The sequence below is a fragment of the Ruegeria sp. BF10 genome, from assembly GCF_056538725.1.
This window is the reverse complement of sequence record NZ_JBQFTR010000005.1, coordinates 50,331-73,783: the sequence shown is the minus strand read 5'-3', so window position 1 is coordinate 73,783 and position 23,453 is coordinate 50,331. Positions and strand designations below refer to the sequence as shown.

25 protein-coding genes, 1 pseudogene and 1 riboswitch are annotated in these 23,453 nt (G+C 60.6%); of the genes and pseudogenes, 16 read left to right on the top strand and 10 right to left on the bottom strand.

What is annotated here, in order from left to right; genetic code table 11:
- Positions 1-48 precede the first annotated feature (48 nt).
- Entirely contained in the window at positions 49-624 is a 576-nt protein-coding gene (locus tag ACR0DJ_RS17215) for a DUF1285 domain-containing protein (protein WP_480685802.1), read from the top strand.
- Here ACR0DJ_RS17215 and ACR0DJ_RS17210 read toward each other — a convergent pair.
- Positions 607-1,551 (bottom strand): DMT family transporter, encoded by a 945-nt coding sequence (locus ACR0DJ_RS17210; protein ID WP_480686304.1) that lies wholly within the window; start codon positions 1,549-1,551, stop codon positions 607-609. The two genes, ACR0DJ_RS17215 and ACR0DJ_RS17210, sit on opposite strands and share 18 nt — an antisense overlap.
- Positions 1,552-1,732: 181 nt before the next feature.
- On the opposite strand from ACR0DJ_RS17210, the gene ACR0DJ_RS17205 reads away from it, so the two are divergent.
- Together ACR0DJ_RS17205 and ACR0DJ_RS17200 are read left to right on the top strand one after the other, a co-directional pair.
- Positions 1,733-2,485 carry a hydroxypyruvate isomerase family protein gene (locus ACR0DJ_RS17205; RefSeq protein WP_480685799.1) on the top strand — a complete coding sequence of 251 codons (753 nt, stop codon included), beginning with the start codon at positions 1,733-1,735 and terminating at the stop codon, positions 2,483-2,485.
- Between the two features lie 76 nt (positions 2,486-2,561).
- Positions 2,562-2,792 carry a DUF2798 domain-containing protein gene (locus tag ACR0DJ_RS17200; protein WP_170346776.1) on the top strand — a complete coding sequence of 77 codons (231 nt, stop codon included), beginning with the start codon at positions 2,562-2,564 and terminating at the stop codon, positions 2,790-2,792.
- A gap of 48 nt (positions 2,793-2,840) precedes the next feature.
- Here ACR0DJ_RS17200 and polA read toward each other — a convergent pair whose 3' ends face one another.
- From polA to ACR0DJ_RS17185, 3 genes are all read right to left on the bottom strand, one after another.
- Complete coding sequence (gene polA / locus ACR0DJ_RS17195) at positions 2,841-5,639, bottom strand: DNA polymerase I (protein ID WP_480685797.1); 2,799 nt, start codon at positions 5,637-5,639, stop codon at positions 2,841-2,843.
- Between the two features lie 70 nt (positions 5,640-5,709).
- The gene (locus ACR0DJ_RS17190; RefSeq protein WP_480685796.1) at positions 5,710-6,180 is read right to left on the bottom strand and encodes a hypothetical protein; all 471 of its coding nucleotides are present in this window, start codon (positions 6,178-6,180) and stop codon (positions 5,710-5,712) included.
- A gap of 82 nt (positions 6,181-6,262) precedes the next feature.
- The gene (locus ACR0DJ_RS17185; RefSeq protein ID WP_170346779.1) at positions 6,263-6,439 is read right to left on the bottom strand and encodes a zinc-finger domain-containing protein; all 177 of its coding nucleotides are present in this window, start codon (positions 6,437-6,439) and stop codon (positions 6,263-6,265) included.
- An 87-nt stretch (positions 6,440-6,526) separates the two neighbouring features.
- Between ACR0DJ_RS17185 and ACR0DJ_RS17180 the strand changes: the two genes are divergently transcribed.
- Positions 6,527-7,519, top strand: coding sequence for an ABC transporter ATP-binding protein (locus ACR0DJ_RS17180; protein ID WP_425080008.1), 993 nt, complete (start codon positions 6,527-6,529; stop codon positions 7,517-7,519).
- On the opposite strand, the gene ACR0DJ_RS17175 is transcribed toward ACR0DJ_RS17180, so the two are convergent.
- Complete coding sequence (locus ACR0DJ_RS17175) at positions 7,516-7,980, bottom strand: DUF1203 domain-containing protein (protein WP_170346780.1); 465 nt, start codon at positions 7,978-7,980, stop codon at positions 7,516-7,518. The genes ACR0DJ_RS17180 and ACR0DJ_RS17175 overlap by 4 nt on opposite strands.
- A 110-nt stretch (positions 7,981-8,090) precedes the next feature.
- Between ACR0DJ_RS17175 and ACR0DJ_RS17170 the strand changes: the two genes are divergently transcribed.
- The 3 genes from ACR0DJ_RS17170 (at position 8,091) to ACR0DJ_RS17160 (ending at position 12,544) form a co-directional block, all read left to right on the top strand.
- Positions 8,091-11,009, top strand: coding sequence for an error-prone DNA polymerase (locus tag ACR0DJ_RS17170; RefSeq protein ID WP_480685794.1), 2,919 nt, complete (start codon positions 8,091-8,093; stop codon positions 11,007-11,009).
- A 47-nt stretch (positions 11,010-11,056) separates the two neighbouring features.
- Complete coding sequence (locus ACR0DJ_RS17165; protein ID WP_480685792.1) at positions 11,057-11,470, top strand: group III truncated hemoglobin; 414 nt, start codon at positions 11,057-11,059, stop codon at positions 11,468-11,470.
- A 135-nt stretch (positions 11,471-11,605) separates the two neighbouring features.
- Positions 11,606-12,544: a DMT family transporter gene (locus ACR0DJ_RS17160; protein ID WP_170346783.1), complete on the top strand. Its 939-nt coding sequence runs from the start codon at positions 11,606-11,608 to the stop codon at positions 12,542-12,544.
- A gap of 8 nt (positions 12,545-12,552) precedes the next feature.
- On the opposite strand, the gene ACR0DJ_RS17155 is transcribed toward ACR0DJ_RS17160, so the two are convergent.
- Both ACR0DJ_RS17155 and ACR0DJ_RS17150 read right to left on the bottom strand, forming a co-directional pair.
- On the bottom strand, positions 12,553-13,281 hold the full coding sequence (locus ACR0DJ_RS17155; RefSeq protein WP_480685791.1) for an NYN domain-containing protein: 729 nt from the start codon (positions 13,279-13,281) through the stop codon (positions 12,553-12,555).
- Between the two features lie 88 nt (positions 13,282-13,369).
- Complete coding sequence (locus ACR0DJ_RS17150; protein WP_480685790.1) at positions 13,370-14,482, bottom strand: S-(hydroxymethyl)glutathione dehydrogenase/class III alcohol dehydrogenase; 1,113 nt, start codon at positions 14,480-14,482, stop codon at positions 13,370-13,372.
- A 130-nt stretch (positions 14,483-14,612) separates the two neighbouring features.
- On the opposite strand from ACR0DJ_RS17150, the gene ACR0DJ_RS17145 reads away from it, so the two are divergent.
- A complete protein-coding gene (locus ACR0DJ_RS17145; protein WP_257599580.1) occupies positions 14,613-14,900 on the top strand; it encodes an I78 family peptidase inhibitor in 288 nt (95 codons plus the stop codon).
- A 62-nt stretch (positions 14,901-14,962) separates the two neighbouring features.
- Positions 14,963-16,615 carry a Y-family DNA polymerase gene (locus ACR0DJ_RS17140; protein ID WP_480685789.1) on the top strand — a complete coding sequence of 551 codons (1,653 nt, stop codon included), beginning with the start codon at positions 14,963-14,965 and terminating at the stop codon, positions 16,613-16,615.
- A 3-nt stretch (positions 16,616-16,618) separates the two neighbouring features.
- Here ACR0DJ_RS17140 and ACR0DJ_RS17135 read toward each other — a convergent pair whose 3' ends face one another.
- A complete protein-coding gene (locus ACR0DJ_RS17135; RefSeq protein ID WP_480685787.1) occupies positions 16,619-17,344 on the bottom strand; it encodes an SDR family NAD(P)-dependent oxidoreductase in 726 nt (241 codons plus the stop codon).
- Positions 17,345-17,537: 193 nt separating this feature from the next.
- On the opposite strand from ACR0DJ_RS17135, the gene ACR0DJ_RS17130 reads away from it, so the two are divergent.
- From ACR0DJ_RS17130 to ACR0DJ_RS17110, 5 genes are read left to right on the top strand one after another with little or no spacing between them, the layout of a single operon-like run.
- Positions 17,538-18,869 carry an NAD(P)/FAD-dependent oxidoreductase gene (locus ACR0DJ_RS17130; RefSeq protein WP_480685786.1) on the top strand — a complete coding sequence of 444 codons (1,332 nt, stop codon included), beginning with the start codon at positions 17,538-17,540 and terminating at the stop codon, positions 18,867-18,869.
- The gene (locus ACR0DJ_RS17125) at positions 18,823-19,368 is read left to right on the top strand and encodes a hypothetical protein (RefSeq protein ID WP_480685784.1); all 546 of its coding nucleotides are present in this window, start codon (positions 18,823-18,825) and stop codon (positions 19,366-19,368) included. Before ACR0DJ_RS17130 ends, ACR0DJ_RS17125 begins: the two co-directional genes overlap by 47 nt.
- Positions 19,368-20,591, top strand: coding sequence for an MFS transporter (locus ACR0DJ_RS17120; protein ID WP_480685782.1), 1,224 nt, complete (start codon positions 19,368-19,370; stop codon positions 20,589-20,591). Before ACR0DJ_RS17125 ends, ACR0DJ_RS17120 begins: the two co-directional genes overlap by 1 nt.
- Positions 20,588-21,205, top strand: coding sequence for a DUF3833 domain-containing protein (locus ACR0DJ_RS17115; RefSeq protein WP_480685780.1), 618 nt, complete (start codon positions 20,588-20,590; stop codon positions 21,203-21,205). The genes ACR0DJ_RS17120 and ACR0DJ_RS17115 overlap by 4 nt, the downstream gene beginning before the upstream one ends.
- Positions 21,202-21,744, top strand: coding sequence for a DUF3833 family protein (locus ACR0DJ_RS17110; RefSeq protein WP_480685779.1), 543 nt, complete (start codon positions 21,202-21,204; stop codon positions 21,742-21,744). Before ACR0DJ_RS17115 ends, ACR0DJ_RS17110 begins: the two co-directional genes overlap by 4 nt.
- A 29-nt stretch (positions 21,745-21,773) precedes the next feature.
- Here ACR0DJ_RS17110 and ACR0DJ_RS17105 read toward each other — a convergent pair whose 3' ends face one another.
- The gene (locus tag ACR0DJ_RS17105) at positions 21,774-21,998 is read right to left on the bottom strand and encodes a hypothetical protein (protein WP_170346793.1); all 225 of its coding nucleotides are present in this window, start codon (positions 21,996-21,998) and stop codon (positions 21,774-21,776) included.
- A gap of 114 nt (positions 21,999-22,112) precedes the next feature.
- Here ACR0DJ_RS17105 and ACR0DJ_RS17100 point away from each other — a divergent pair, with 114 nt between their 5' ends.
- Complete coding sequence (locus ACR0DJ_RS17100; RefSeq protein ID WP_480686303.1) at positions 22,113-22,481, top strand: hypothetical protein; 369 nt, start codon at positions 22,113-22,115, stop codon at positions 22,479-22,481.
- A 43-nt stretch (positions 22,482-22,524) separates the two neighbouring features.
- A riboswitch (cobalamin riboswitch) is annotated at positions 22,525-22,728 on the top strand.
- Between the two features lie 17 nt (positions 22,729-22,745).
- On the opposite strand, the pseudogene ACR0DJ_RS17095 reads toward ACR0DJ_RS17100, so the two are convergent.
- Positions 22,746-22,895, bottom strand: a pseudogene (locus tag ACR0DJ_RS17095) (IS3 family transposase); the annotation flags it as partial.
- A 91-nt stretch (positions 22,896-22,986) separates the two neighbouring features.
- On the opposite strand from ACR0DJ_RS17095, the gene ACR0DJ_RS17090 reads away from it, so the two are divergent.
- Positions 22,987-23,283: a hypothetical protein gene (locus ACR0DJ_RS17090; RefSeq protein ID WP_480686302.1), complete on the top strand. Its 297-nt coding sequence runs from the start codon at positions 22,987-22,989 to the stop codon at positions 23,281-23,283.
- Positions 23,284-23,453: the final 170 nt, after the last annotated feature.

Here is a 23,453-nt window from a genome sequence, read left to right as displayed (position 1 = left end):
GAGTAATATGATTGAAGTGTATCGCGCTGAGAGGAAATGGCAAAAGCAATGAGCGGACAAAAACCTGTGAAACCGTCGCCAGATGGTCTGGCGGCATCGGTCCAGGCGGCCAAAACCAACGGTTTACCGCCCGTTCACCTCTGGAATCCTCCGTTTTGCGGCGATCTGGACATAAAGATCGCAAAAGATGGCACATGGAGTTATTTAGGCTCACCCATCACCCGTTTCGAGCTTGTGAAGCTTTTTTCCTCAATTCTTAAGAAGGAAGACGGCAAATACTACCTCGTCACGCCGGTCGAGAAGGTGGGAATCACTGTCGAAGACGCGCCGTTTGTTGCTGTGGATTTCGACCGGGTCGGGGATGGAAAGGACCAGTCCTTGACCTTCACAACCCATGTTGGCGACAGGGCCGTGGCCGGAGTTGACCATCCGATCCGCATTGTAATCGACCCTGAAACAGACGAACCCTCACCCTACATATTGATCCGCGACAACCTCGAAGCCCGCATAGACCGCAAAAGCTTCTACCGCCTCGTCGAGATCGGAACGCATCATGACGGCTGGTTCGGTGTTTGGTCAGGCGGGCAGTTCTTTGGCCTGATCCCCTCAGCCGACCTGAGCTGACCGGGGCGCGCGATCCTGTGCCAGCACGACAGCCATTGCAACAATGCCCGCACCCAGTGCCCGGGTCCAGTTCCACTCGTCCCCCAGCATCAGCATGATCAGCATCACGTAGAACGGGGCAACATTGATGTGAAAAGAGGCCAACGCAACGCCCAGCTTGCCGACGGAGGTGATGAAAAGGACCTGGCTGAGGCCCATGGAAACAAGCGCATAGATCATCAGCATGCCTGCCTGCTGCACGTCGAATGCAGTTGCAGGCATCACTTCCAGGCCAAACTGCGCCGATCCGAAAACCAGCAGCGACGCCATGGCCAGCCCTCCGACGAAGGTGATCGTGGTGCGCCCGGTCTGGCTGAGCTCGGGGAAGTCCCGGGCGGTTGCCATGCTGGCCCAGCAAAACAGCACCGTTGATCCAACCGCACAGGCCGCGCCCAGACCCAACTGTGCCGGGGCCAAGGCGCTGGTGGCGATCAGCCCGCCGACAATCGACACAAGAACGCCCAGCGCAAAATTCCACTTCAACCGGCGTGTGCCAGCAGCCAATTCAAGCAATGTGGCCACCAAGGGCGCGCACGAGACGATGAGCGCCACCGTCACCGGGTCGGTCAGCTTTTGCGCCACGATCAAAAGGAACATTCCCGACCCGATCCCAAGGCCGCCGACGGTCATTGCATGACCCCAGCGGGCCGAAACAACCCGGCGCGGTCCGTCCAGAATCACCCAGACCGGTACCATCACCAATACGGCCAGCGCCAGTCGCGCGGCCAACAGGGCAACGGGCGGCCATGTTTGCAACAGCACTTCGGCCGCCGGAAACCCGGCCGCCCATGTCAGCATCGAGGCCACGGCCAATCCGTTGCCCGACAAAGCAGAATACTGTCCCGCCGGCGCAGAAAGGCCGTTCCCGCGGACGGGGTCTGGGCTCATCGCCATCGTTTCGAACCTTCTATTGGCACGGCGCCGGAAAAATGATTCGCCGCGATACCAGAAACGTTTCCGATTTCCTCGGGTCGATCTGGTCGAATTTCGACAAACTGTCGTTTTCTGTCACTTTCGCAGAAATCAACGCGCGGATAAGGTCGGGCCACCTGAAACCCATGGGCCGCCTATGCCAAAATTCGCCGCGAATATCTCGTTGCTCTTTGCCGAACTTCCGTATCTCGACCGGTTTCAGGCAGCGGCAGACGCCGGGTTCCGGGCGGTCGAGATCTTGTTCCCGTATGAACTTGCAGCAAAAGAAACCCGGCGGGCCTTGCTGGCCAACGGGCTCGAACTGGTTCTGATCAACGCGCCTCCGCCGAATTATACCGGTGGCACACCAGGTTATGCCGCCATCCCCGGCGGTGCGTCCCGGTTTCAGTCTGATATCCGCCGCGTTCTGCGCTACGCTCAGGTGCTGCGACCGGGCTTCATTCATATCATGTCCGGATACGCAGCCGGAACGGATGCGATGGACTGCTTCGTGCACAACTTGCAGTGGGCTGCCGATTTCGCACCGCAGCAGACTTTCACGATCGAACCCCTCAATCCGATGTCCCAACCCGGCTATTTTCTGAACGACTATGATCTGGCGGCCGAGGTACTGGGCCGCGTGGATCGCCCGAATGTCGGTCTGCAATATGACAGTTTTCACGCACATATGATCCACGGCGACGCGCTGGCCGTCTGGGAGCGTTTTCACCCCAGTGTTGTCCACGCCCAGATCGGGGCCGCCCCCGAACGTTCTGAACCGGGGCGCGGGCCCACGGATTTCGCGCTGCTTTTCGCGGCAATGGATGATGCTGGTTACACCGGTTGGGTCAGCGCCGAATACGCGCCTTCTACCCGGCACACCGAGGCATCTCTGCACTGGATGCAATAGGCCTGTGCGCCTGCGCACTGGAAACCACATTTCGAATGCTGCAAATGAACCGGCAAATCAGCAGAGGAAGAGCCACATGATTCCCGCCCGTTTTGCCCCCGTCCTGTTTGCCTTCATCCTGTCAGGGCTGATGTCCTGCATCGTGACCTGCATCGCAACAGTCAAAGAGATCGGGCTGGGCCCCGAGACACTCGCCAGTTGGATGGGTGCCTGGAGCGTCAGCTGGCCGGTGGCCTTCGCGGTGGTTCTGTTCGTGGCCCCGCTGACCCGCCGGTTGGTCGCGCTGTTGGTCAGGCCCGAGGCCTGACCTGCCGCGAAGATGGCCCGCCGGGCCTGATGAGCGGCATGGCGCTTGCTAATGCGCCTCGGCCCAGTTGGCGCCTTTGCCCGCATCCACCGTCAGTTTCACGTCCAGCTTCACCGCCGGGTCGGGTGCGTTCTCCATAACGTCGCGTGCAATCTCGATGGTCTGATCCACGGAATCCTCGGCGACTTCGAACAACAGTTCGTCATGGACCTGCAACAGCATCTTGGCGGGCAGCCCATTGATCGCACCCGGCATCCGCACCATCGCGCGCCGGATCACATCCGCCGCCGTGCCCTGAATCGGCGCGTTGATCGCCGCCCGGCGCGAGAATCCTGCATGCGGCCCCTTGGCGTTGATCTCGGGCGTGTGGATCTTGCGCCCGAACAGGGTTTGGACATAACCGTGCTCTTTGGCAAATGCCACCGTGTCATCCATATACTGGCGAATGCCCGGAAAGCGTTCGAAATAGCGGTCGATGAAACCCTGTGCCTCGGCCCGCGGGATGCGCAGGTTGCGCGCCAGGCCGAAGCCCGAGATGCCATAGATCACACCAAAGTTGATCGCCTTGGCCTGACGGCGGATATCCGGCGTCATCTCATCCAGCGGCACGTCGAACATCTCGGATGCCGTCATCGCGTGAATGTCCAGCCCATCGGCAAAGGCCTGTTTCAGAGTCGGAATGTCGGCGATATGTGCCAGGATGCGCAGCTCGATCTGGCTGTAGTCGAGGCTGACCAGAACATTGCCCGCCTCGGCGACAAAGGCCTCGCGGATACGGCGGCCTTCTTCGGTGCGCACGGGGATGTTCTGCAAATTGGGGTCGGTCGAGGCCAGACGCCCGGTATTCGCCCCGGTGATGGCATAAGACGTGTGCACCCGGCCCGTGTCGGGGTTGATATGGGTCTGAAGCGCGTCGGTATAGGTCGATTTCAGCTTGGACAGCTGGCGCCAGTCCAGCACCCGGCGCGGCAATTCATGCTCGGTCGCCAGATCTTCCAGCACATCGGCGCCGGTCGAGTACTTGCCGGTCTTGCCCTTCTTGCCACCTTCCAAGCCCATCTTCTCGAACAGGATCTCGCCCAGCTGCGCGGGTGAGCCGACGTTGAAGGTTTCGCCGGCCAGCTCGTGAATTTCAGCCTCTAACCCGGCCATTTTCTGTGCAAAAGCGTTCGACATGCGGCTCAGCACATCGCGGTCGACCTTTATGCCGTGCATCTCCATTTCCGTCAGAACCGGCACCAAAGGGCGTTCAAGCGTCTCGTAGACAGTCGTCACCTGCACCCGGTGCAGCTGCGGCTTGAACAGTTTCCACAAGCGCAGGGTGATGTCGGCATCCTCGGCGGCATAGGCGGTGGCCTCGTCGATCGGCACCTTGTCGAAGGTGATCGCCGATTTGCCCGACCCCAGCAGCGGTTTGATCGGGATCGGCGTGTGGCTCAGGTATCTCTCGGACAAGGTGTCCATCCCGTGCCCATGCTCGCCACCGTGCATGGCGTAGGACATCAGCATCGTATCATCGATCGGGGTCACATTGATGCCGTGACGCCTGAATATCTTGGCGTCGTATTTCATGTTCTGCCCGATTTTGAGGATCGAGGGGTCCTCCAGCACCGGCTTCAGCAGTGTCAGCGCCTCATCCAGCGGCATTTGCCCTTCAGCCAGCGCGTCTGAGCCGAACAGATCATCCGCCGTACCATCGCGATGGGTCAGCGGGATGTAACAGGCTTCGCCAGCCTCGACACACAGCGAAATACCGACCAGATCGGCGATCATTTCATTCAGACCGGTGGTTTCGGTATCCACCGCAACCCAGCCTCGCTCATGGGCCTGATCAATCCACTTTTGCAGAGCCACTGCATCACGGACACATTCATACTTCGCCGAGTCAAACGGGATCGTCTCGGCCTCAACTTCCTTGGCCGCAGGCACCGGTGCATCGGCGATGGCCGGTGCTTCGACGCCCAACTTGTCAGCAATCCGTTTGGTCAGTGTGCGAAACTCCATATCCGCCAGAAAACTCAGCAGGGTCTCTGCGTCGGGCTCCCGCACTTCGAGATCATCCAGCGTGAAATCCAGCGGTGTGTTCTCGTCCAACTGCACCAGTTTCTTCGACAGTTCGATCTGATCGCGCTTGTCGATCAGGGTTTGCCGGCGCTTGGGCTGTTTGATTTCCTCGGCCCGGTCCAGCAGTGTTTCCAGATCACCGTATTCGTTTATCAGAAGGGCAGCCGTCTTGACCCCGATGCCCGGGGCGCCCGGCACGTTGTCGACGGAATCGCCGGCCAGCGCCTGAACATCCACAACGCGCTCGGGGCCAACTCCAAACTTCTCGATCACCCCATCCCGATCAATACGCTTGTTCTTCATCGCATCCAGCATCTCGACACCGTCACCGACCAACTGCATCAGATCCTTGTCGGAGCTTACGATGGTCACGCGGCCCCCAGCCTCGCGCGCCTGCACGGCAAGGGTGGCGATGATGTCGTCGGCCTCATAGCCTTCGAGTTCCTTGCAGGCGATGTTGAACGCTTTTGTCGCCTCGCGGGTCAGTGGAATTTGCGGGCGCAGATCCTCGGGCATCGCTTCGCGGTTGGCCTTGTACAGGTCGTACAGATCATTCCGGAATGTGTGCGACCCCTTGTCGAAAATCACCGCCACATGGGTCGGTGCATCCGGCCCCGCGTTCCCTTCGACATATTTCTGAAGCATGTTGCAGAACCCGGACACCGCCCCAATCGGCAAACCATCCGACTTGCGGGTCAGCGGTGGCAGCGCGTGATAGGCCCTGAAAATAAAGGCCGATCCGTCGATCAGATGCAGGTGACACCCTTTTCCGAATTTGCTCATGCGCGCGCTCCCTATCGGTCAGGGATGGTTCTGCCACAGGGTCGCGCGGGTGACCAGCCAAGAACGCAGCCTAACCGCCAAACAGCCCCGAAAAGACGTCAGAGAAACTGTTCAGCAAAGCCATGATCACCAACACCCCAAGCAACGCAAAAAACGCAAAGGCAAAGAACTGGAAAAGGATTGCCCCCGTACCGATAACCATTCCGGCGATGGCAGGGCGCCGCTTTTCGTGACGCAGGATGCCAACGGCCGAGATGACGATCGCAAGCCCGCCCAGCATGGCAACACCGATCCGCAGGAAATCATCCAGATCGCGGGCGCGGGCAACGGGCTCGGGTTGTTCCATCCCCGCGGCGGCCCTCAGGGTCGATTTGCCGATCTCGGCTGCCAGTTCACCCAGCGACACACCCGCAGTCTGCTGAGGTGCAAAAGGCCCCGCCCAGAATACGAACAACGCGGCAATCAACGCCAAAGACGCGATGCCGAACCCAACCCATCCGAAAACCGGGTTAACATTGTCAGTGGTCGAAATTCCGGTCATCACGTATCCCTGCTTTGGTAGCTCCAAAGCACTATCATGAAAACCGGGGCAAGATTTGGGCGAAACCCGGTTGGTCGGGCAATCAGCCCTGTTCGGTGCCTTTCAGCACATATTTGCAGTCGCAATACGGGCACTCGACCCAGCCTGTATCCTCGGGGATTTGCAGCCAGACGCGCGGATGGCCCAATGCGCCTTCGCCGCCGTCACAGGCGACACGGGCGGTTTCAACGATCTTGGTTTCCGGCGCTTCGATGGTCACGGCTGGCGATCCTTCTTCGGTTGTCGGCCTCGCGGGCATGCATTAGGTGCGTTTATGAGCGATGAGCAATCCGGGGGCAAGAGCCACATGAGCGATGCGGCAATCAGGATCGAAGGTCTGTGCAAAACCTATCGTGGCGGCAAGGGTCAGCCTGAAAAACACGCGCTGAAAGGCATTGATTTGACTGTTCCCAGGGGTTCGGTTTTTGGGCTGCTGGGCCCGAATGGCGCCGGGAAATCGACCCTGATCAATATTCTCGCCGGGTTGGTGGTGAAGTCCTCGGGCCGTGTATCGATCTGGGGTTTCGATCAGGATCAGAATCCGCGACAATCCCGCGCCGCGATTGGTGTCATGCCGCAAGAGCTGAACCTTGACCCGTTTTTCACCCCTCGGGGTGCATTGGAGGTTCAGGCAGGCCTGTACGGCGTCCCGAAATCCGAACGCCGCAGCGATGAGATCCTTGAACTGGTCGGCCTCAGCGACAAGGCCGAGGCCTATGCCCGCACGCTGTCGGGCGGGATGCGGCGGCGGCTGCTGCTGGCCAAGGCGCTGGTCCATCACCCCAAAATCCTGGTGTTGGACGAACCCACGGCAGGCGTGGACATCGAACTGCGCCAGATGCTGTGGGCCAATGTGCGCAAGCTGAACGAACAGGGCATGACCATCATCCTGACCACCCACTATCTGGAAGAAGCGCAGGAGATGTGCGACGAGATCGCCATCATCAACCACGGTGAAAAGATCGCTCAGGACAGTACCGCAAACCTGCTGGGCCGCATGGACAGCCGGACCATGGTCATTGTTCCCGACACCCCGGTGGTCGACCTGCCGGTGACCGAAGGCGTCGAGGCCAGCTTACGTGAAGACGGCAGCCTGATACTGCAATATCGCAGCGCCCGGACCAGCGCCGAGCAGGTTCTGGAATCCGTCCGGGCGGCCGGCATCCGCATCCGCGACGTGCGCACCGAAGAGGCCGATCTCGAGGACGTGTTCCTGGCCCTGACCTCCTCGCGCGCCGACGATGCCCCGGCCGACGATCAGGACCAGCCACGCCGGGGCTTGCACCGGGTCAAGCTCTAAACCCGGTCTATCCGCGCTTGGTAGCAGTTGTTCCGTGCCGATCTTACGTGAATATAGGCCACGTCCGGGCGGGCAAAGATGGCGCTGACTTTTGCGTCGATCTGATCTTTTGGCGTGATTGCCCCGGTGCCATAAACGATCCGGTCATCTGGTCCATACCCCTTGATCAGATAGTCCGGTGCAGTGGTCAAAATCTCGGGCAGGGCGTCGCCTTCATAGCGCTTGCAAGGCGTTGCGCACAGAAAGATCGGTCCTGTTTCAGCGTAGGGATGTGGCTCTAAAAAGGGGCGATGCGCCAGTATCAGCATCTCTGCGCCTTCGGGGATGTTCCTCAGGCAGTGGCGACAGGGATTGCCAGCCCCCGACGAAACGGCGCGCTCGGGCGTGTGGCCATAGGCATCAGGCTGACCTGCCTGAAGGGCGCGGACTTCGTCAGTGGGCAGAGCGGTGATTTTGAACATCTCGTGTCTCCTTTTTCTGCAACCATGCGCGCCTGTTCAGGTCCAGGCGACCCGTTTCCTGCGCAAAGGACTCGAAAAAGAACAAAACGTGAATATAATGTGGAATCGCCATGTATGCCGAGCTGTCGATCACGTCGAACTTCACCTTCCTCACCGGGGCCTCGCACCCCGAGGAGTACATGGAGCGCGCCGTCACCCTGGACCTGCCCGCCATCGCCATCGCCGATGACAACTCGGTGGCCGGGATCGTCCGCGCCCACACCCAGGCGCGCGAGATCGCCCGCAAGGTGCGTGAGCGCCGCGCGTGGGAAGAGCAGAACACGCCCATCGGCCCGCCCTGCCCCGATCACATCCCGAAACCGCCCTCGTTTCCGGTGCATGCGGTGCCGCGGCTGATCCCGGCGGCGCGGCTGCTCTTTACCGATGCCCCGCCCGTCACCGCCCTGCCCCTCAACCGGCAGGGCTGGGCCAGCCTGTGCCGCATCCTGTCCACCGGGCGGCTGCGCGCGGCCAAGGGCGACTGCATCCTGCACCTGTCCGACCTGCTGGAGTTCTCCGACGGTCTGCACCTGCTGCTCTGGCCACAGGCGGGCCGTCCGACCGGCGGCGCGAGCGGATGGCGGACACAGGCGCAACAGCTGACGCGCCGCTTTGCCGGGCGCATGCACCTGCTGATGCATCCCCGCTATGACGGGGCAGATTCCGCGTTTTTCTCAATGTTAGAGACTGAATCCGACCATCTGGGCCTGCCCACCATCGCCAGCGCCGCGCCGATGATGCATCACGGCTCGCGCCGCAAGCTGGGTGATGTGCTGACCGCCATCCGCCTGCGCCGCAAGGTGGACGATCTGGGCCGCCACGCGCTGGCCAATGGCGAACAGCGCCTGCGCTCGGAACCCGAGATGCTGCGTATCTTCAAGGGCTTTGAGGACGCCGTGGCCCGCGCTTATGCGCTCAGCCAGGAACTCACATTCTCGCTGGACGAGCTGCGCTATGAATATCCCAGCGAGGGCAGCGACCAGGAAACCCCGACCCAGCGCCTGCATCGGCTGGCACATGAAGGGTTGAAATGGCGCTATCCCGCCGGGGCGTCCGAGAAAGCCAAAAAGATGCTGGCGCATGAGCTGACGCTGATCGGCAAGCTGAAATACGAGCCCTATTTCCTGACCGTCCGCGACATCGTCCATTTCGCCCGCTCGCGCGGCATCCTGTGCCAGGGGCGCGGCTCGGCGGCGAACTCCGTCGTCTGTTTCTGTCTCGGCATCACCGAGGTCAGCCCCGAGATGGGCACAATGGTCTTTGAACGCTTCGTCTCCGAGGCGCGGGACGAGCCACCCGACATCGACGTCGATTTCGAACATGAACGCCGCGAAGAGGTGATCCAGCACATCTATGAACGCTATGGCCGCCACCGCGCCGGGCTCTGCGCCACCGTGATCCACTATCGCGGCAAGCGCGCCATCCGCGAGGTGGGCCGCGCCATGGGCCTGACCGAAGACACGATTTCCGCCCTGTCCTCGCAGCTGTGGGGGTTTTTCTCGGCCTCGGGGCTCGAGGCGGAACGGATGCGCGAGATCGGCCTCGACCCCGAGGATCGGCGCCTGAAACAGACTCTAATGCTGGTCTATGAGATCAACGGCTTCCCCCGCCACCTGTCCCAGCATGTGGGCGGATTCATCATCACCGAGGGCCGTCTGGACGAGCTGGTGCCCATCGAGAACGCCACGATGGAGGATCGCACCGTCATCTGCTGGGACAAGGACGATATCGACACGCTGGGCATCCTCAAGGTCGATGTCCTGAGCCTTGGCATGCTGACCTGCATCCGCAAGGCGTTTGATCTGATTGGCCAGCACCACCAGACCAGCTATACGCTCGCCACCCTGCCGCCCGAGGACCCGGCGGTCTATGACATGCTGTGCCGCGCGGATTCGGTCGGCGTGTTCCAGGTGGAATCACGTGCGCAGATGAACTTTCTGCCCCGGATGCGGCCGCGCAATTTCTATGATCTGGTGATCGAGGTCGCCATCATCCGCCCCGGCCCCATTCAGGGCGACATGGTCCACCCCTATATCCGCCGCCGAAACGGCGAGGAGGAGGTCAGCTTCCCCTCGGACGAACTGGGCGAGGTGTTGGGCAAGACGCTGGGCGTGCCGTTGTTCCAGGAACAGGCGATGCAGATCGCCATCGTCGGCGCGGGTTTCACCCCGGAACAGGCGGACCGGCTGCGGCGCTCGCTGGCGACCTTCAAGAAACATGGCAATGTCAGCGAATTCCGCGCCCTGTTCCTGCGCGGGATGCAGCGCAACGGCTATGACGCCGAATTTGCCGAGCGCTGTTTCTCGCAGATCGAGGGCTTCGGCTCCTACGGCTTCCCCGAAAGCCACGCGGCCAGCTTTGCGCTGCTGGTCTATGCCAGCGCCTGGATCAAGTGCCACCATCCGGGGATTTTCGCCTGCGCGCTGCTGAATTCGCAGCCGATGGGGTTCTATGCCCCCGCCCAGATCGTGCGCGATGCGCGCGAGCATGGGGTGCAGGTGCGCCCGGTCTGCATCAATGCCAGCTTCTGGGACAACGTGATGGAGCCCGACGGCCATGGCGGGCTGGCCCTGCGGCTGGGCTTCCGCCAGATCAAGGGCCTGAGCGAAGAGGACGCCAGTTGGCTGACCGCCGCGCGCGGCAACGGCTACCATCAGGTTGACGACGTCTGGCGCCGCGCGGGCCTTGGCCCCTCGGTGATCGAGCGTCTGGCCGAGGCCGATGCCTTTGCCGCCTGCGGCTTGACCCGGCGCGAGGCGCTGTGGCAGGCCAAGGCGATCGCCACCGCCAGGCCTCTGCCGCTGTTCGCGCAGGATCTGGAAGGCGAGGCGCTGGACGAACCCGCCGCCCATCTGCCCCGGATGTCGCTGGGCGAACAGGTGGTCGAAGATTACGTCGCCACCCGCCTCAGCCTGCGCGCGCATCCGGTCGCCCTGCTGCGGCACCTGCTGACGCCGGGGCAGCGCGACAATACCACCTCTGTCACATAACGCCGGAACCGCCTATCTGCCAAAAACAGAGTCGAAAACAGGCCACCATGACCAGACCAACCCTTCCGCCGCGCTTTCCCGCGACGCCCGAGCAGATCAACGCACAGGTTCGCGCCTTTTACGCCCGTGTGCGGCAGGACGCGGTACTTGGACCCGTATTCGCCAACCATGTCACCGACTGGTCCGCGCATGAGGAAAAGATCGCATCCTTCTGGCGCAACGCCATCCTGTTCGAGCGCAGCTATGACGGCAATCCGCAGCGGGTGCATATCGAACGACCGGACGTGAAGCCCGAGATGTTCGCCCATTGGCTGGACCTGTTCGAAGAGGTCGCCACCCAGACCCTGCCCCCGGAAACCGCCACACCCTGGGTCGCTCTGGCGCGCCGCATCGGTGTTGGGATGAAGGCCGGGGTGCAATCGGCCCGCCAGCCCAAGGACGCGCCACCAATCCTGCGTTGAGCCCACGTCATGGCTGCCTTGCGATGTTAGCGGTAAATTGGGGGCTATGCGGGTCGAGAAAATAGGGTTAGTCAGAGACAAGACAGCCCCTTTTGCGCTGCCCCTTCACATCGACACATCACCCGAGGCCGACCCATGAGCACTCAGAACACCACCCTCCGGGGTCTTGGCTATGCATTCGCGGGCTTTGCGGTCTTTGCCACCCATGACGCGCTGATCAAGACGCTGGGCGGGACCTACTCGGTGATGCAGATCATCTTTTTTGCCACGCTGTTTTCCTTTGTCCCGATGGCCGTGACGATCTTGACGGACCGGACCACGGGCAACTTTCGGCCGCATCACCCCTGGTTGGTGTTGCTACGCTCGGGTCTGATGGTCACGGCCATGTCCTGTGCGTTCTATGCCTTTTCGGCCCTGCCCCTGGCCGAGGTCTATTCGTTGCTGTTTTCTTTCCCGCTGATCGTCACGGTCCTGTCGATTCCGATACTGGGCGAAGTCGTCCGGGCCCAGCGCTGGGCTGCGGTTGGCATGGGTCTGATCGGGGTGCTGATCGTCCTGCGCCCCGGCGCGACCGAGATCACCCTGGGCCACCTTGCCGCCCTGACGGCCGCGTTCTGCAGCGCCTTCGCATCGGTGCTGGTGCGCAAGATCGGGAACGAGGAACGCTCGGCCGTCCTGATCCTGTATCCGATGCTGCTGGCGATCGCGGTCATGAGCCTGGCGCAACCGGCGGTCTACCAGCCGCCGTCCCTGCTTCATCTGGCGATGATGGCGCTGGTCGGCGTGTTTTCGGTGATCGCCCAGCACCTGATCATCCTGGCCTATCGGGCTGCGCCCGCTGGCGTGGTCGCGCCCAGCCAGTACAGCCAGATCATCTGGGCCACGATATTCGGCGCTGTGTTCTTTGGTGAACGGCCCGACAAATGGGTGGCCGTGGGGGCCGCAATCATCATCGCGTCCGGTGTGTTCGTCGTCTGGCGCGAGAGCCGGGCCAATGTATCGCCGAACAAACCGGTTCTGCGCGTCCGCTCGCCGCGGTCCGACACCGGGGCCTCGGCGCGACCGGGGTCCTAGGGCGTCTGCTACTGATCTTTCAATCTGATCTTCAGGCCGCCGTTTTCGCCTGTTTCCTCGAACTTCCCGATGGCTCGTACCAAGTCGCTCAGCCGCTTGAAGCCATAGGTTCGCGTGTCAAAATCGGGATAGTTCATGCTGAGCTGACTGCCTAGCCAGCCAAGGCCCGCCCACCCGTCCGGTTCCTCGGATTTGAGCACGACATTCCGGATCAACTGATAAGCATGGTTCAGTTCTTGTTTGGCAGAGGGCTTCTTAGCTTTCTCCGGGGAATCGTTCGCCTGCACCTCCTCCTTTTTTATATTCTCGATATAGATGAACCGGTTGCAAGCCGCGACAAAGGCTTTGGGCGTCTTTTCCTCGCCGATCCCGAAAACACTCAGCCCCTGTTCGCGGATGCGGCTGGCCAGGCGGGTGAAATCGCTGTCGGATGACACCAGAACGAACCCGTCGAAGCGGCCCGAATGCAGAATGTCCATCGCGTCGATCACCAGGGCGATGTCCCCGGCGTTCTTGCCGGTGGTATTGGCGAATTGCTGATGGGGGACGATGGCGTATTCCGCCAGTTTCTCGGCGCTCCAGCCCTGCGGGATACCGCCGGAAAAATCGCCGTAGATCCGGCGCAGACTGGCCTCGCCCAATGTGGCGACTTCTTCGAAGATTTCGGCGACGTGTTTTGCCGGAATATTCTCGGCGTCAATCAGAACGGCAAGGCGTTCTGTGGTGGTGTTGGTCAACTTGGTCTCTCAATTCAGACGTATAATTCTGACCGTAACATAGGGGCAAACGCGGGCGGGTGTAACCCCGCCCGTTCACATTCGGGGTTCAGTAGATCACCACCGACCGGATGCTTTCGCCCTTGTGCATCAGGTCGAAGCCGGTGTTGATATCGTCCAGACCCATGGTGTGGGTGATCATCGGGTCGATCTCGATCTTGCCTTCCATGTACCAGTCAACGATCTTGGGCACGTCCGTGCGCCCGCGCGCGCCGCCAAAGGCGGTGCCGCGCCACGACCGGCCGGTGACCAGCTGGAACGGACGGGTCGAGATCTCGGCCCCGGCGGGCGCCACGCCGATGATGATGGATTCGCCCCATCCCTTGTGCGCCGATTCCAGTGCTGCGCGCATCACGCCGACATTGCCGGTGGCATCAAAGGTGTAATCCGCACCGCCCTTGGTCAGGTTCACCAGATAGGGCACCAGATCGCCCTCGACCTCGGACGGGTTGACGAAATCGGTCATGCCGAATTTCTCGGCCATCTCGACCTTGGCCGGGTTCAGGTCGACGCCGACGATCTGATCGGCCCCGGCCAGACGCAGGCCCTGGATCACGTTCAGACCGATACCGCCCAGGCCGAACACGATGGCGCGGCTGCCGATCTCGACCTTGGCGGTGTTGATCACCGCGCCGATGCCCGTGGTCACACCGCAGCCGATATAGCAGATCTTGTCGAACGGCGCGTCCTGACGCACCTTGGCCAACGCGATTTCCGGCAGGACCGTGTGGTTCGAAAAGGTCGAGCAGCCCATGTAGTGCAGGATCGGATCCCCATCCAGCGTCGAAAAGCGCGAGGTGCCATCGGGCATCAGGCCCTTGCCCTGCGTCTCGCGGATGGCCTGGCACAGGTTGGTCTTGGGATGCAGGCAGTAATCGCATTCGCGGCATTCCGGGGTGTAGAGCGGGATGACGTGATCGCCCGGCTTCAGGCTCGTTACGCCCGGGCCGACCTCGACCACGACGCCGGCGCCTTCATGGCCCAGAATGGCCGGGAACAGGCCTTCGGGGTCGGCGCCCGACAGGGTGAATTCATCCGTATGGCAGATGCCAGTGGCCTTGATTTCAACCAGAACCTCGCCCGCCTTGGGGCCTTCGAGGTTTACGTCCATCACTTCCAAAGGTTTGCCCGCCTGTACGGCGACGGCAGCACGGGTACGCATGGTATTTGTCTCCCTGTCACTTTTGCCCCGACCCTGCGTCAATTGCAGGGTGTTTTCAACTGTGCTTTCTTGGCAGGTCGGCTAATTATTTGATATTGCAGAAACGACATTGCCAGAATGAGGAACGCCAATGCTCCGTTTTTTACCGATCTTTATCCTTCTGGCGGCCTGCGCAGACACAAGCATTCCGCAGGATGTTGCCGTTGTCTCAGAAGATGCACCGGTCGATCTGGCCTTTTGCAAGGGTGAGCCGTTTGCCGATACCGTTGGCCAGCCGATTTCGACCATTCAGGCGAACCTCCCCGAGCGGTCGCGCGTACTTGGACCCGATGACATCGCCACACAGGATTACCGCATCGACAGGCTGAACGTCTATGTGGACGGCGCCGGTGTTATTCAGCGTCTGACCTGCGGGTAAGCGTGGACTCGGCAGGTGATTCTCAGATAAGAACAAAATAAGAACATTTTGATGTCTGCCCGATGCCCAAACGCCGAATACTCTCGCTGTGGTTCCCCCGTCTGGGGGCCGAACGGCTGATCCGCGCTGCGCGGGGCCTGCATGGCGGGCCTTTGGCCGTTGTGGCCGAACAGTCGAACATGCAGGTCATCACCTCGCTGAACTCTGATGCACAGGCCGCCGGTCTGCGCGTGGGCCAGCCGGTGCGCGATGCCCATGCCATGTGCGCCAGCCTGATCACCCGCCCCCGCAACACCCCGGCCGAGGCCGCGTTTCTGACCGCGTTGCGCCGCTGGGCGGGCAAGTTCAGCCCCTGGGTGGCTGAAGAGGCCCCCCATGGCCTGATCGTTGACCTGTCAGGTTGCGCCCATCTGTTCGGCGGTGAAGAGGCCTTGCTGAGCGTGCTTGAAACCGACTGCGCCGATATGGGCCTGAGCGTGCAGATGGGCATCGCCGACACGTTGGGCGCGGCCTGGGCGCTGGCCCGCTATGCCGGACAACAGGCCACATCCGACCGCAACGGCGATGCGATTTCCCAAGAGGCCCGCGCCACCCGCGCCCGCGCCGGCAAGCGGCGGCACTGGACCAAGGGCGGCGCCGCGCCGCGGGTGATGGCCGTGGGCGATGGGGCCCGGATCGCGCCGCCGGGGCAGGCCTATGGCGCGCTCAGCCCCCTGCCCATCGCGGCGCTGCGGCTGGACGACCAGACCGTAGCGCAGCTGAACCGGCTGGGCCTGCGGCGGATCGGCGACCTGCTGGGCCAACCGCGCGCCTCGCTGGCCCGCCGGTTCGGGCGCGGGCTGGTGCTGCGGCTGGATCAGGCGATGGGCAGCGCGCCCGAGCCGGTCTCGCCCGCCCGTCCGCCACATCACTTTGCGGTGCGGATGACTCTGCCCAACCCGATTGGCTTGGTCGAAGACGTGATGGCTGCCGTCGATCGGATTCTGCCAACGCTCTGCACCAAGCTGGAAGAGAAAGGGCGCGGGGTCCGCACGCTGCGTCTGGAAGCCCACCGGGCCGATCAGGCCGCTGAGGTTATCGAGATCGGCCTGGCCCGTCCGACCTATGACAAAAATCGTATTTGCCCTTTGTTAGAGATGAAAATTGACAAGATTGACGCTGGCTATGGCATCGACATGCTGCGGCTTGAGGCGATCCAGACGGAACCCATCCATGCCCGCACCATCGCCGGTCATGCCGAAGCGCGCCGCGTAGCCCGCAACCGGCTTGAGGGCAATACAGCCGTGGATGATCTTACGGCCAAGCTGGGCGCGCGGGTGGGGCTGGATGCGATCACGCGGCGGCACCCGGCGGCCTCTCATATCCCCGAGAAAACGGCGCAGACGCTGGCGGCGGCCTGGTCGGAACCCGCGCGCGACTGGCCTGCCCCGCCGCGCCCCCGGCCTTTGCAGATGTGGCAGCCCGAACCCGTGATGGCGCCGGAAACCCCGAATGTGCCCTGCACCTTTCGCTGGCGTGGGCGCGACTGGCAACTGGCGCAGGCCACCGGCCCGGAACGTATCGCGCCGGAATGGTGGCTGGATGACCCCAACTGGCGCAGCGGGGTGCGCGATTACTGGGTGGTGGTGACAGAACAGGGGGAACGCCTGTGGTTGTTCTACGGGCACGGAGGCACGATGTCCGCAGGCTGGTTCTGTCAGGGACAGTTTTGTTAGAGTCTATTTCCCACGATAAACCAGCAGGTCCGGCAGGTAGTCAATCAGACGAATGAACCAGGAAAACGGTGCCGGAAAATCCGTACGGAAACGACGGCGAGACATTGCCTTGACCACGCGATCCGCCGCATCCTCGGGCGTCATCAACATCGGCATCTTGAAGCTGTTCTTTTCGGTCAGTCGGGTCTTGATGAAGCCGGGATTGACGATACGCACTGTCACGCCAGTACCCGCCAGATCATGCCGCATCGTCTCGGCCAGCGAAATCAGCGCGGCCTTGCTGGCGCCATACCCGATTGCGGCGGGCAGCCCGTGATACCCGGCCAGTGACCCGATCAAAGTAACCTCTCCCTGGCCAGCCCGGACAAAGCCCGGAACGGTTTCACCCAGAACCCGCAGCGCACCCAGATAGTTCACATCGCTCATCCTGAGGGACGCTTCGGTGTCCCATTCGGCCGAACGCATGGGGTCATAAGCCCCGGCATTGTAAACCAGCCCATCGACATGCCCCGCCTCGGCAACAGCCGAACGAACAGAGTTTAAATCGGTTACATCGCACCGGATCGCGCGCGCATCCGGCAATTCTGAACACATCTCGGACAACCGCTCCAAATTGCGCGCCGACAGGATCAGGGACGCACCCTTCCGGCCAAGCGCCTGCGCCAAAGCGCGGCCCAGACCTTCGCTTGCGCCGATGATCCAAATGGTTTTCCCGTCAAAGCTGCTCATGTGTGGGCCGATTCAGTTGTGTGTCACAATAATACGGCCTCGCATCCGCGTTGGATCAAAACGGTGGCGCAAGTCACGGAAGCTCAAACCAGAAGTCACGAGGTAGTGCATCTGTTAAAAACTTCCAATCGGATTGATCCACTTGTGCCTACCCTGCGTATCTTCTTGTAAAACGTCACATAAAGAGGCTGGAATGTTCGACGAAACCCGGAATGTACGGAAGAAGATCGCGATTGTAGGTGCAGGCATTTCGGGTCTCTCCGCCGCTTACTATCTTTCAGAAAACAACGACGTGACGGTCTATGAGGCCGAACCGCGACTTGGTGGCCATGCCCGCACGGTGATGGCTGGGAAGAACGAGGACCAACCGGTCGATACGGGCTTCATCGTCTTCAACTATGCGACCTACCCCTATCTGACCCGGCTGTTCGATGAGCTGGGCGTACCCGTGATCGAAAGTGAGATGAGCTTTGGCGCGACCATCGACAATGGCCGCATTGAATATGGGTTGAACAACCTGCGCACTCTGACCGCTCAAAAGCGCAACCTGGCGCGCCCGGCCTACTATAAAATGATCGCCGATATCCTGCGGTTTGGCAAAGAAGCCCCCGAAGCCGCCAAGGACGACGACACCACGATTGGTGAGTTGGTGGACCAACTGCGGCTGGGTCACTGGTTTCGGCACAATTATCTGATGCCGATGTGCGGTGCCATCTGGTCTACGCCGGTCGAGTTCGTGGATCAGTTCCCCGCACGTTCTTTGGTACAGTTCTTCCGCAATCACGCTTTGCTGGCAAGTGGTCGTGCAAACCAGCATCAATGGTACACGGTCAAAGGCGGCAGCATAGAGTATGTTCGCCGAATCGACGCAGCCCTTCGTGCGCGGGGGGCAGAAATACGTTTGGCCAGCCCTGTTCAGAATGTATCCCGTGACGAGATGGGCGTCACCATCCACAGCCAAGGGGCCGTGGATCAGTTCGATGAAATCATCCTGGCCACCCATTCGGACCAGTCGCTTGCCATTTTGGGTGAAGGCGCGACCCCCGCGGAAGCAGCTGCATTGGGCGCGATCCGCTACCAGCCGAATACGGCCATACTGCATTGTGACCCAGGTCAGATGCCAAAGCGGCGCGCCTGCTGGTCAAGCTGGACCTATCGTTCGCAAGCCGGAGATGTGGGCGTGACCTACTGGATGAACCGGCTTCAGAACATTCCGGACAGTGACCCGCTGTTTGTAACGCTGAACGCCTCAACAGAAATTCCCGCGGATAAAATCTATGATCAGGTCGAATTTGCCCATCCGGTATTCGACAAGGCCGCCCTGAAGGCGCAAGGGCAAATCCGCGAGATGCAGGGACAGAACCGAACCTGGTTTGCCGGCGCTTACAACCGGCACGGATTTCACGAAGACGGGATAGCCAGCGCGATGCATGTCGTTGCTCGAATAAATGGTGCCCCGCAAACCATCGGAGCTGACAATGGCATTCCTGGGAAAGACCCGGCCATTTCTGTCGCCGCCGAATAAGGCGATATGGCGCACGGCGTTTCTTGCACTTTCTTTGCTGATCCCCAATGGGCTGATCGCATCGCCGGTCACGGAAGAGCTGAACGATGCCCAACTGCGCGGAACCGCGACGTTCCGGTATCTGGGTTTTCCGATCTATGACGCCAAACTTTATACGCCCAAGGGCGCGCCGTTCAGTTGGAGCGAAGATATCGCCCTGCAACTGACCTATCGCAAGAACATCAAGAAGAAAGCGCTGGTCAACTCGACGCTGGACGAGATGGACCGCATCGGCCGTTCAGCGCCCGTTCGCGACGAACTGAACCGGTGTTTCAAGACCGTGGCAAAAGGGGACAGCTATCTGGCGGTTTCCGACGGTCCCGACAAGATCAGTTTCTGGCTGAACGGGCAAAAGACCTGCACCATGGCCTATCCGGGCATCAAACGCAGTTTCATGTCCGTATTCCTGGGGGACAACACGCGGTCCGCGTCCTTCACGCGCAGGCTACAGGGGCGATGATGCTCTATCCCCGGGTCAGTCTTTATGCGCTGATGCTTGCTGCGGCGGGTATTCCTCTTTATATCCACTTGCCGCGCTTTGCAGCCGTGAACCTGGGTATTGGCCTTGGGGTCATTGGTGCCGTTCTGCTGGTGATCCGTTTGGTGGATCTGGTGCAGGATCCGTTGATTGGTTGGGCAATCGACCGATGGCCCGGCGGCCAGCTTGCATTTGCGGCGATGGCGGCTTTGGGGCTGGCGATCGGGTTTCCCCTGCTTTTCAATCTGCCGCAGGGTGCCAGCGTGCCGGAACTGGTCGCAATCCTGATCTTGCTGTTTTCAGCATACAGCCTGGGAACCATTCTTCTGTATGGTCGCAGCGCAACTTTGGCAAAGCGCACCGACCCGAAAGAGCTGATGACACTGGCCGCCTATCGTGAAGGCGGGCAGTTGACCGGCGTGGTCATCGCAGCCAGCGCACCAGCCCTGTTGTTTGCTTTCGGGGCAAAATCCCAAGGCTACCCCGCTTTCGGAATGTTTCTGGGACTGCTATCCATTCTGACCCTGGTGCTGACTGTCCCGATCTGGCGACGGACCCCGATAACAGGAACAGGTTTGTCTTTTTCTGGACTGGGTCAGGCCGGCGGCTTGCGCCTTCTTGCACTGGCTTTGGTAAACAGCCTTCCGGTTGCCATCACTTCAACCCTGTTTCTTTTTTTTGTGGAAGACCGGCTGCAACTGCCGGGCAAGGCGGGTCCCTTGTTGATCCTGTTCTTCCTGAGTGCAGGCGCGAGCGTCCCGCTCTGGGCAAAGCTCAGCAACAGGATTGGCCCGAAACAGACCCTGATAATCGCCATGCCGCTCTCGATCGCTGGCTTTATCGGCGCGGCCACACTGAGTGCAGGAAACCTTACCGGGTTCGCCGTCATCTGTCTCGCCTCGGGCGCGGCCCTTGGCGCGGATATGGTCGTGTTGCCCGCCATGTTCTCGGTCGTGCTGACCCGGGCCGGGCTGAACGCATCAGCCGCGTTTGGCATCTGGTCCTTCGCTGGCAAACTGGGCCTCGCCCTGGCTGCCTTTTTCACTCTGCCACTGCTGGAACGCAGCGGTTTCACCCCCGGTCAAACCAATTCCGCACAGGCACTGACCACACTCAATCTTGCCTATGCGGTGCTGCCCTGCATCCTGAAAGTCGGAGCGTTCGGGATGGTGTTGACCCTGCCTACCGAGGTCACAAGAAAATGAACGCTTTCACCATCATCCTTCTGGTCCTTCTGACCGCTGTCTTCATCCGCACAAGGCTGCTGAGTTTTCGCGCGCAATCGCCGTCCGATTACAGCGGCACCGGGCCAGGTTTTTCGCTGAAAAAACACCTGAACGGAGAGATCTTGTCCGAGGGCCTGATCTATGGCCCCAACGGCAAAATGTCGAACAGCTTTGTCGCGCGCATGTCCGGTGAATGGCAAGGCAACGCGGGCACGCTAACCGAGTACTTCACGTATTCCAACGGAAAACAGATGACCCGCAAATGGTACCTGACGCTGGGAACCGGAGACACATTCACGGCAATGGCGGATGATATCGTGGGCGAAGGTCGGGGTGTCATCTCGGGGTCAACCGTGAAACTCACCTATCGCATCATCCTGCCCGAGGACGCTGGCGGGCATACTCTGGATGTCACCGACTGGATGTACCTGACAGAAACCGGCGTCATCATGAACCGGTCCGAGATGCGCAAATTCGGCATCAAGGTCGCGGAACTGGTCGCCACGATGCGTGCAAACCCGAAATCAAAACCGATCCACGCGATTGGTTCGAACGGGTATGACGCGACTTCGGAAGGGAAGCCGTTGCAATGATCACCTTTCGCTCTTTCATCGCCTGCGTCGCCATCACGAGTCTCGCGCTTCTGGCGGCCTGCTCCAGCAAACCCAAAGTACCAAAAACATTTCTGTCGGACCGACAGTTGAACCTCGAGGAATTCTTCGACGGTAAAACCGTGGCCTACGGTCAGTTTCAGGATGTTCTGGGAAATATCCCCCGCAGATTCACAGTTGATATCGACGGGACATGGGACGGCGAAACCCTGACCCTGATCGAAGACTTCGTCTACGATGATGGCGCGACGGAACAACGCATCTGGACATTGACCAAAACCGGAGAGGATACATGGACCGGTACGGCGCCTGGCGTACTGGGCACCGCCAGCGGGATTGAACGCGGGGATACGTTCAACTGGAAATACAAGATCGACCTGCCGATCAAGAACGGGACCATGCGTGTCAAGTTCGACGACTGGATGTGGCTGCTGGATGACGACCGTCTGCTGAACCGCGCGTATGTCTCACGCTATGGCGTCCGTCTGGGTGAAGTCATCCTGTTCTTCGAGAAGAAATAGGGCCGCCAGGCCCGGTTTCATCACAACAGTCAGTAGAAAATAAACTCGTCCACCAATGCGGTCGTCGATCCCTTGACCTCTCCGGCCGTGTTCGCCCTTGGCCCGTCCGAGGCTGCGCCCTCGGCGCGTTCGCCGCATTCGATTTTCAAACGCGCGCGTTCTATCTGCCCCCAGAGGAAAAACAGACCATCCCGTTTTCCCATGAGGCGCGCAGGAACCCTTGCCCGCAAAACACCTGTTTTCGGTTTTGGCATCTGCTCTCTTACTGCCTCCGGTGTTTTCCACCATTGTCGGAAAACGTAATGGTTTTTCCGAAAAAAGACAATTTTTTATGGACAAAATGAGGTTTTCTACCATCCGTTGACAGGATGGGCTGGCAACTCTCGCATGACGGATATTCGCCGTCTTTACCTGCCTCATGGCAAGCCAGCACCATCCCGCACGGATCAACGTCACCCAAACGGGCATTGCTGCAAACCGCTTTCCTTTGGCCTGACACTCTCTTTCCCAGCCAAGGTCAGGCGACGCGCAACGTTTCGTTTCTGATCACAGCGACCAGGCCGTCGCCGTCGCGGTTGGGGGTCAGTTTGACGGCGTGGATGTCAGACGTGGCCGCATACACCGCAAGGCCATTGGACCCGCAGAACGCCGTGCTTGCGGGCCTGCCACGCCCCTCAGCCAAGGACCGTGATCCCGGTGCTGTCCACTTTGCCGGAATGTTTCCATGTCTGTTTTGAAACCGGAAATGCCGCCAGCATTTCAGCGCCCAAGCGGGTAAAAAGTACGCTGCCATCGTGAGGTGCCGCTGTTTGATTCTCAGGCAGCGGAGAATTGGGAAGCCGGTGGAATTCCGGCACTGCCCCCGCAACGGTAAGGAAGGTCAGGTTCGACAATCAACCACTGGGACGAGGATCCCGGGAAGGTGTCGCAACCGGGTGCAAGCCCCTTTCAAGTCCGGAAACCAGCCTTGCAGATATGTCAAACCGCGGGTGGCGGTGGGGGCACGGGTTTCGGACGTGGTCCTCGCCCTTGAGGCCGTCCAGCACGATCCTGGTCTTCTCTTCGGCCGAATACTGTTTGCGTGTGGCACGGCGGATGTCATTGACAACCTTCTCGCCGTGGCTCTTGCGTGTTCCGGGTTTCTGTCTCATCTCCACTCCTTGGTGGGTACGATGTGCCAGAAACCCTCTCTTATCAAATCGACTTAAACTGTCCCATTGGCGCTGACGTCACACAAGCAGGGTGGAAAAACCGGAAAAGGACGCAGGAAACCAGTTCAAAGTCGTCGTCACTCCGGGCGAGTTCTTTGACAAGCACGGGAGCCCGATTTCGACCGAAAACGGCTGCCCCCCCAATCTAAAAGAGGACGTTCATCGTGCCATAGTGAGCGTTTCGGATTCAGAGGAAGCTGTCACTTTGCAACGGAGACAAGACGAGTCGGGCGCTGAGTTCATGCGTCGCTTCGACCAGACAGGCATCGAGATAGGTAAGAAGGTTGGCACGACCCTTTGCCTGCCCTGGGATGCCAAGTGGACTTAATTGCATGTTTGAGCTTCGAGCCAGCCGGAGTCTGAGCGTGAAATGACTGAGTAGGATCATATTGACCAGCGCTGGGCCTACCAAGACAGGTACTGCCGCTCAGGTTCTAGCCCAAGGATTACTATTCGTGACAATCTCCTCTGGCTTGTGTCTCTTCGTTGCCATGCTGA

Excerpts from the sequence above, each read along its gene's own strand:
- ACR0DJ_RS17110 (WP_480685779.1), top strand. The coding sequence starts at position 21,202 with ATGATCACCTTTCGCTCTTTCATCGCCTGCGTCGCCATCACGAGTCTC.
- ACR0DJ_RS17150 (WP_480685790.1), bottom strand. The coding sequence starts at position 14,482 with ATGCGTACCCGTGCTGCCGTCGCCGTACAGGCGGGCAAACCTTTGGAA.
- ACR0DJ_RS17145 (WP_257599580.1), top strand. The coding sequence starts at position 14,613 with ATGCTCCGTTTTTTACCGATCTTTATCCTTCTGGCGGCCTGCGCAGAC.
- ACR0DJ_RS17115 (WP_480685780.1), top strand. The coding sequence starts at position 20,588 with ATGAACGCTTTCACCATCATCCTTCTGGTCCTTCTGACCGCTGTCTTC.
- ACR0DJ_RS17105 (WP_170346793.1), bottom strand. The coding sequence starts at position 21,998 with ATGCCAAAACCGAAAACAGGTGTTTTGCGGGCAAGGGTTCCTGCGCGC.
- ACR0DJ_RS17215 (WP_480685802.1), top strand. The coding sequence starts at position 49 with ATGAGCGGACAAAAACCTGTGAAACCGTCGCCAGATGGTCTGGCGGCA.
- ACR0DJ_RS17165 (WP_480685792.1), top strand. The coding sequence starts at position 11,057 with ATGACCAGACCAACCCTTCCGCCGCGCTTTCCCGCGACGCCCGAGCAG.
- ACR0DJ_RS17175 (WP_170346780.1), bottom strand. The coding sequence starts at position 7,980 with ATGTTCAAAATCACCGCTCTGCCCACTGACGAAGTCCGCGCCCTTCAG.
- polA (WP_480685797.1), bottom strand. The coding sequence starts at position 5,639 with ATGAGCAAATTCGGAAAAGGGTGTCACCTGCATCTGATCGACGGATCG.
- ACR0DJ_RS17170 (WP_480685794.1), top strand. The coding sequence starts at position 8,091 with ATGTATGCCGAGCTGTCGATCACGTCGAACTTCACCTTCCTCACCGGG.
- ACR0DJ_RS17120 (WP_480685782.1), top strand. The coding sequence starts at position 19,368 with ATGCTCTATCCCCGGGTCAGTCTTTATGCGCTGATGCTTGCTGCGGCG.
- ACR0DJ_RS17180 (WP_425080008.1), top strand. The coding sequence starts at position 6,527 with ATGAGCGATGCGGCAATCAGGATCGAAGGTCTGTGCAAAACCTATCGT.
- ACR0DJ_RS17140 (WP_480685789.1), top strand. The coding sequence starts at position 14,963 with ATGCCCAAACGCCGAATACTCTCGCTGTGGTTCCCCCGTCTGGGGGCC.
- ACR0DJ_RS17130 (WP_480685786.1), top strand. The coding sequence starts at position 17,538 with ATGTTCGACGAAACCCGGAATGTACGGAAGAAGATCGCGATTGTAGGT.
- ACR0DJ_RS17205 (WP_480685799.1), top strand. The coding sequence starts at position 1,733 with ATGCCAAAATTCGCCGCGAATATCTCGTTGCTCTTTGCCGAACTTCCG.
- ACR0DJ_RS17160 (WP_170346783.1), top strand. The coding sequence starts at position 11,606 with ATGAGCACTCAGAACACCACCCTCCGGGGTCTTGGCTATGCATTCGCG.
- ACR0DJ_RS17135 (WP_480685787.1), bottom strand. The coding sequence starts at position 17,344 with ATGAGCAGCTTTGACGGGAAAACCATTTGGATCATCGGCGCAAGCGAA.
- ACR0DJ_RS17210 (WP_480686304.1), bottom strand. The coding sequence starts at position 1,551 with ATGAGCCCAGACCCCGTCCGCGGGAACGGCCTTTCTGCGCCGGCGGGA.
- ACR0DJ_RS17190 (WP_480685796.1), bottom strand. The coding sequence starts at position 6,180 with ATGACCGGAATTTCGACCACTGACAATGTTAACCCGGTTTTCGGATGG.
- ACR0DJ_RS17125 (WP_480685784.1), top strand. The coding sequence starts at position 18,823 with ATGGCATTCCTGGGAAAGACCCGGCCATTTCTGTCGCCGCCGAATAAG.
- ACR0DJ_RS17200 (WP_170346776.1), top strand. The coding sequence starts at position 2,562 with ATGATTCCCGCCCGTTTTGCCCCCGTCCTGTTTGCCTTCATCCTGTCA.
- ACR0DJ_RS17100 (WP_480686303.1), top strand. The coding sequence starts at position 22,113 with ATGGGCTGGCAACTCTCGCATGACGGATATTCGCCGTCTTTACCTGCC.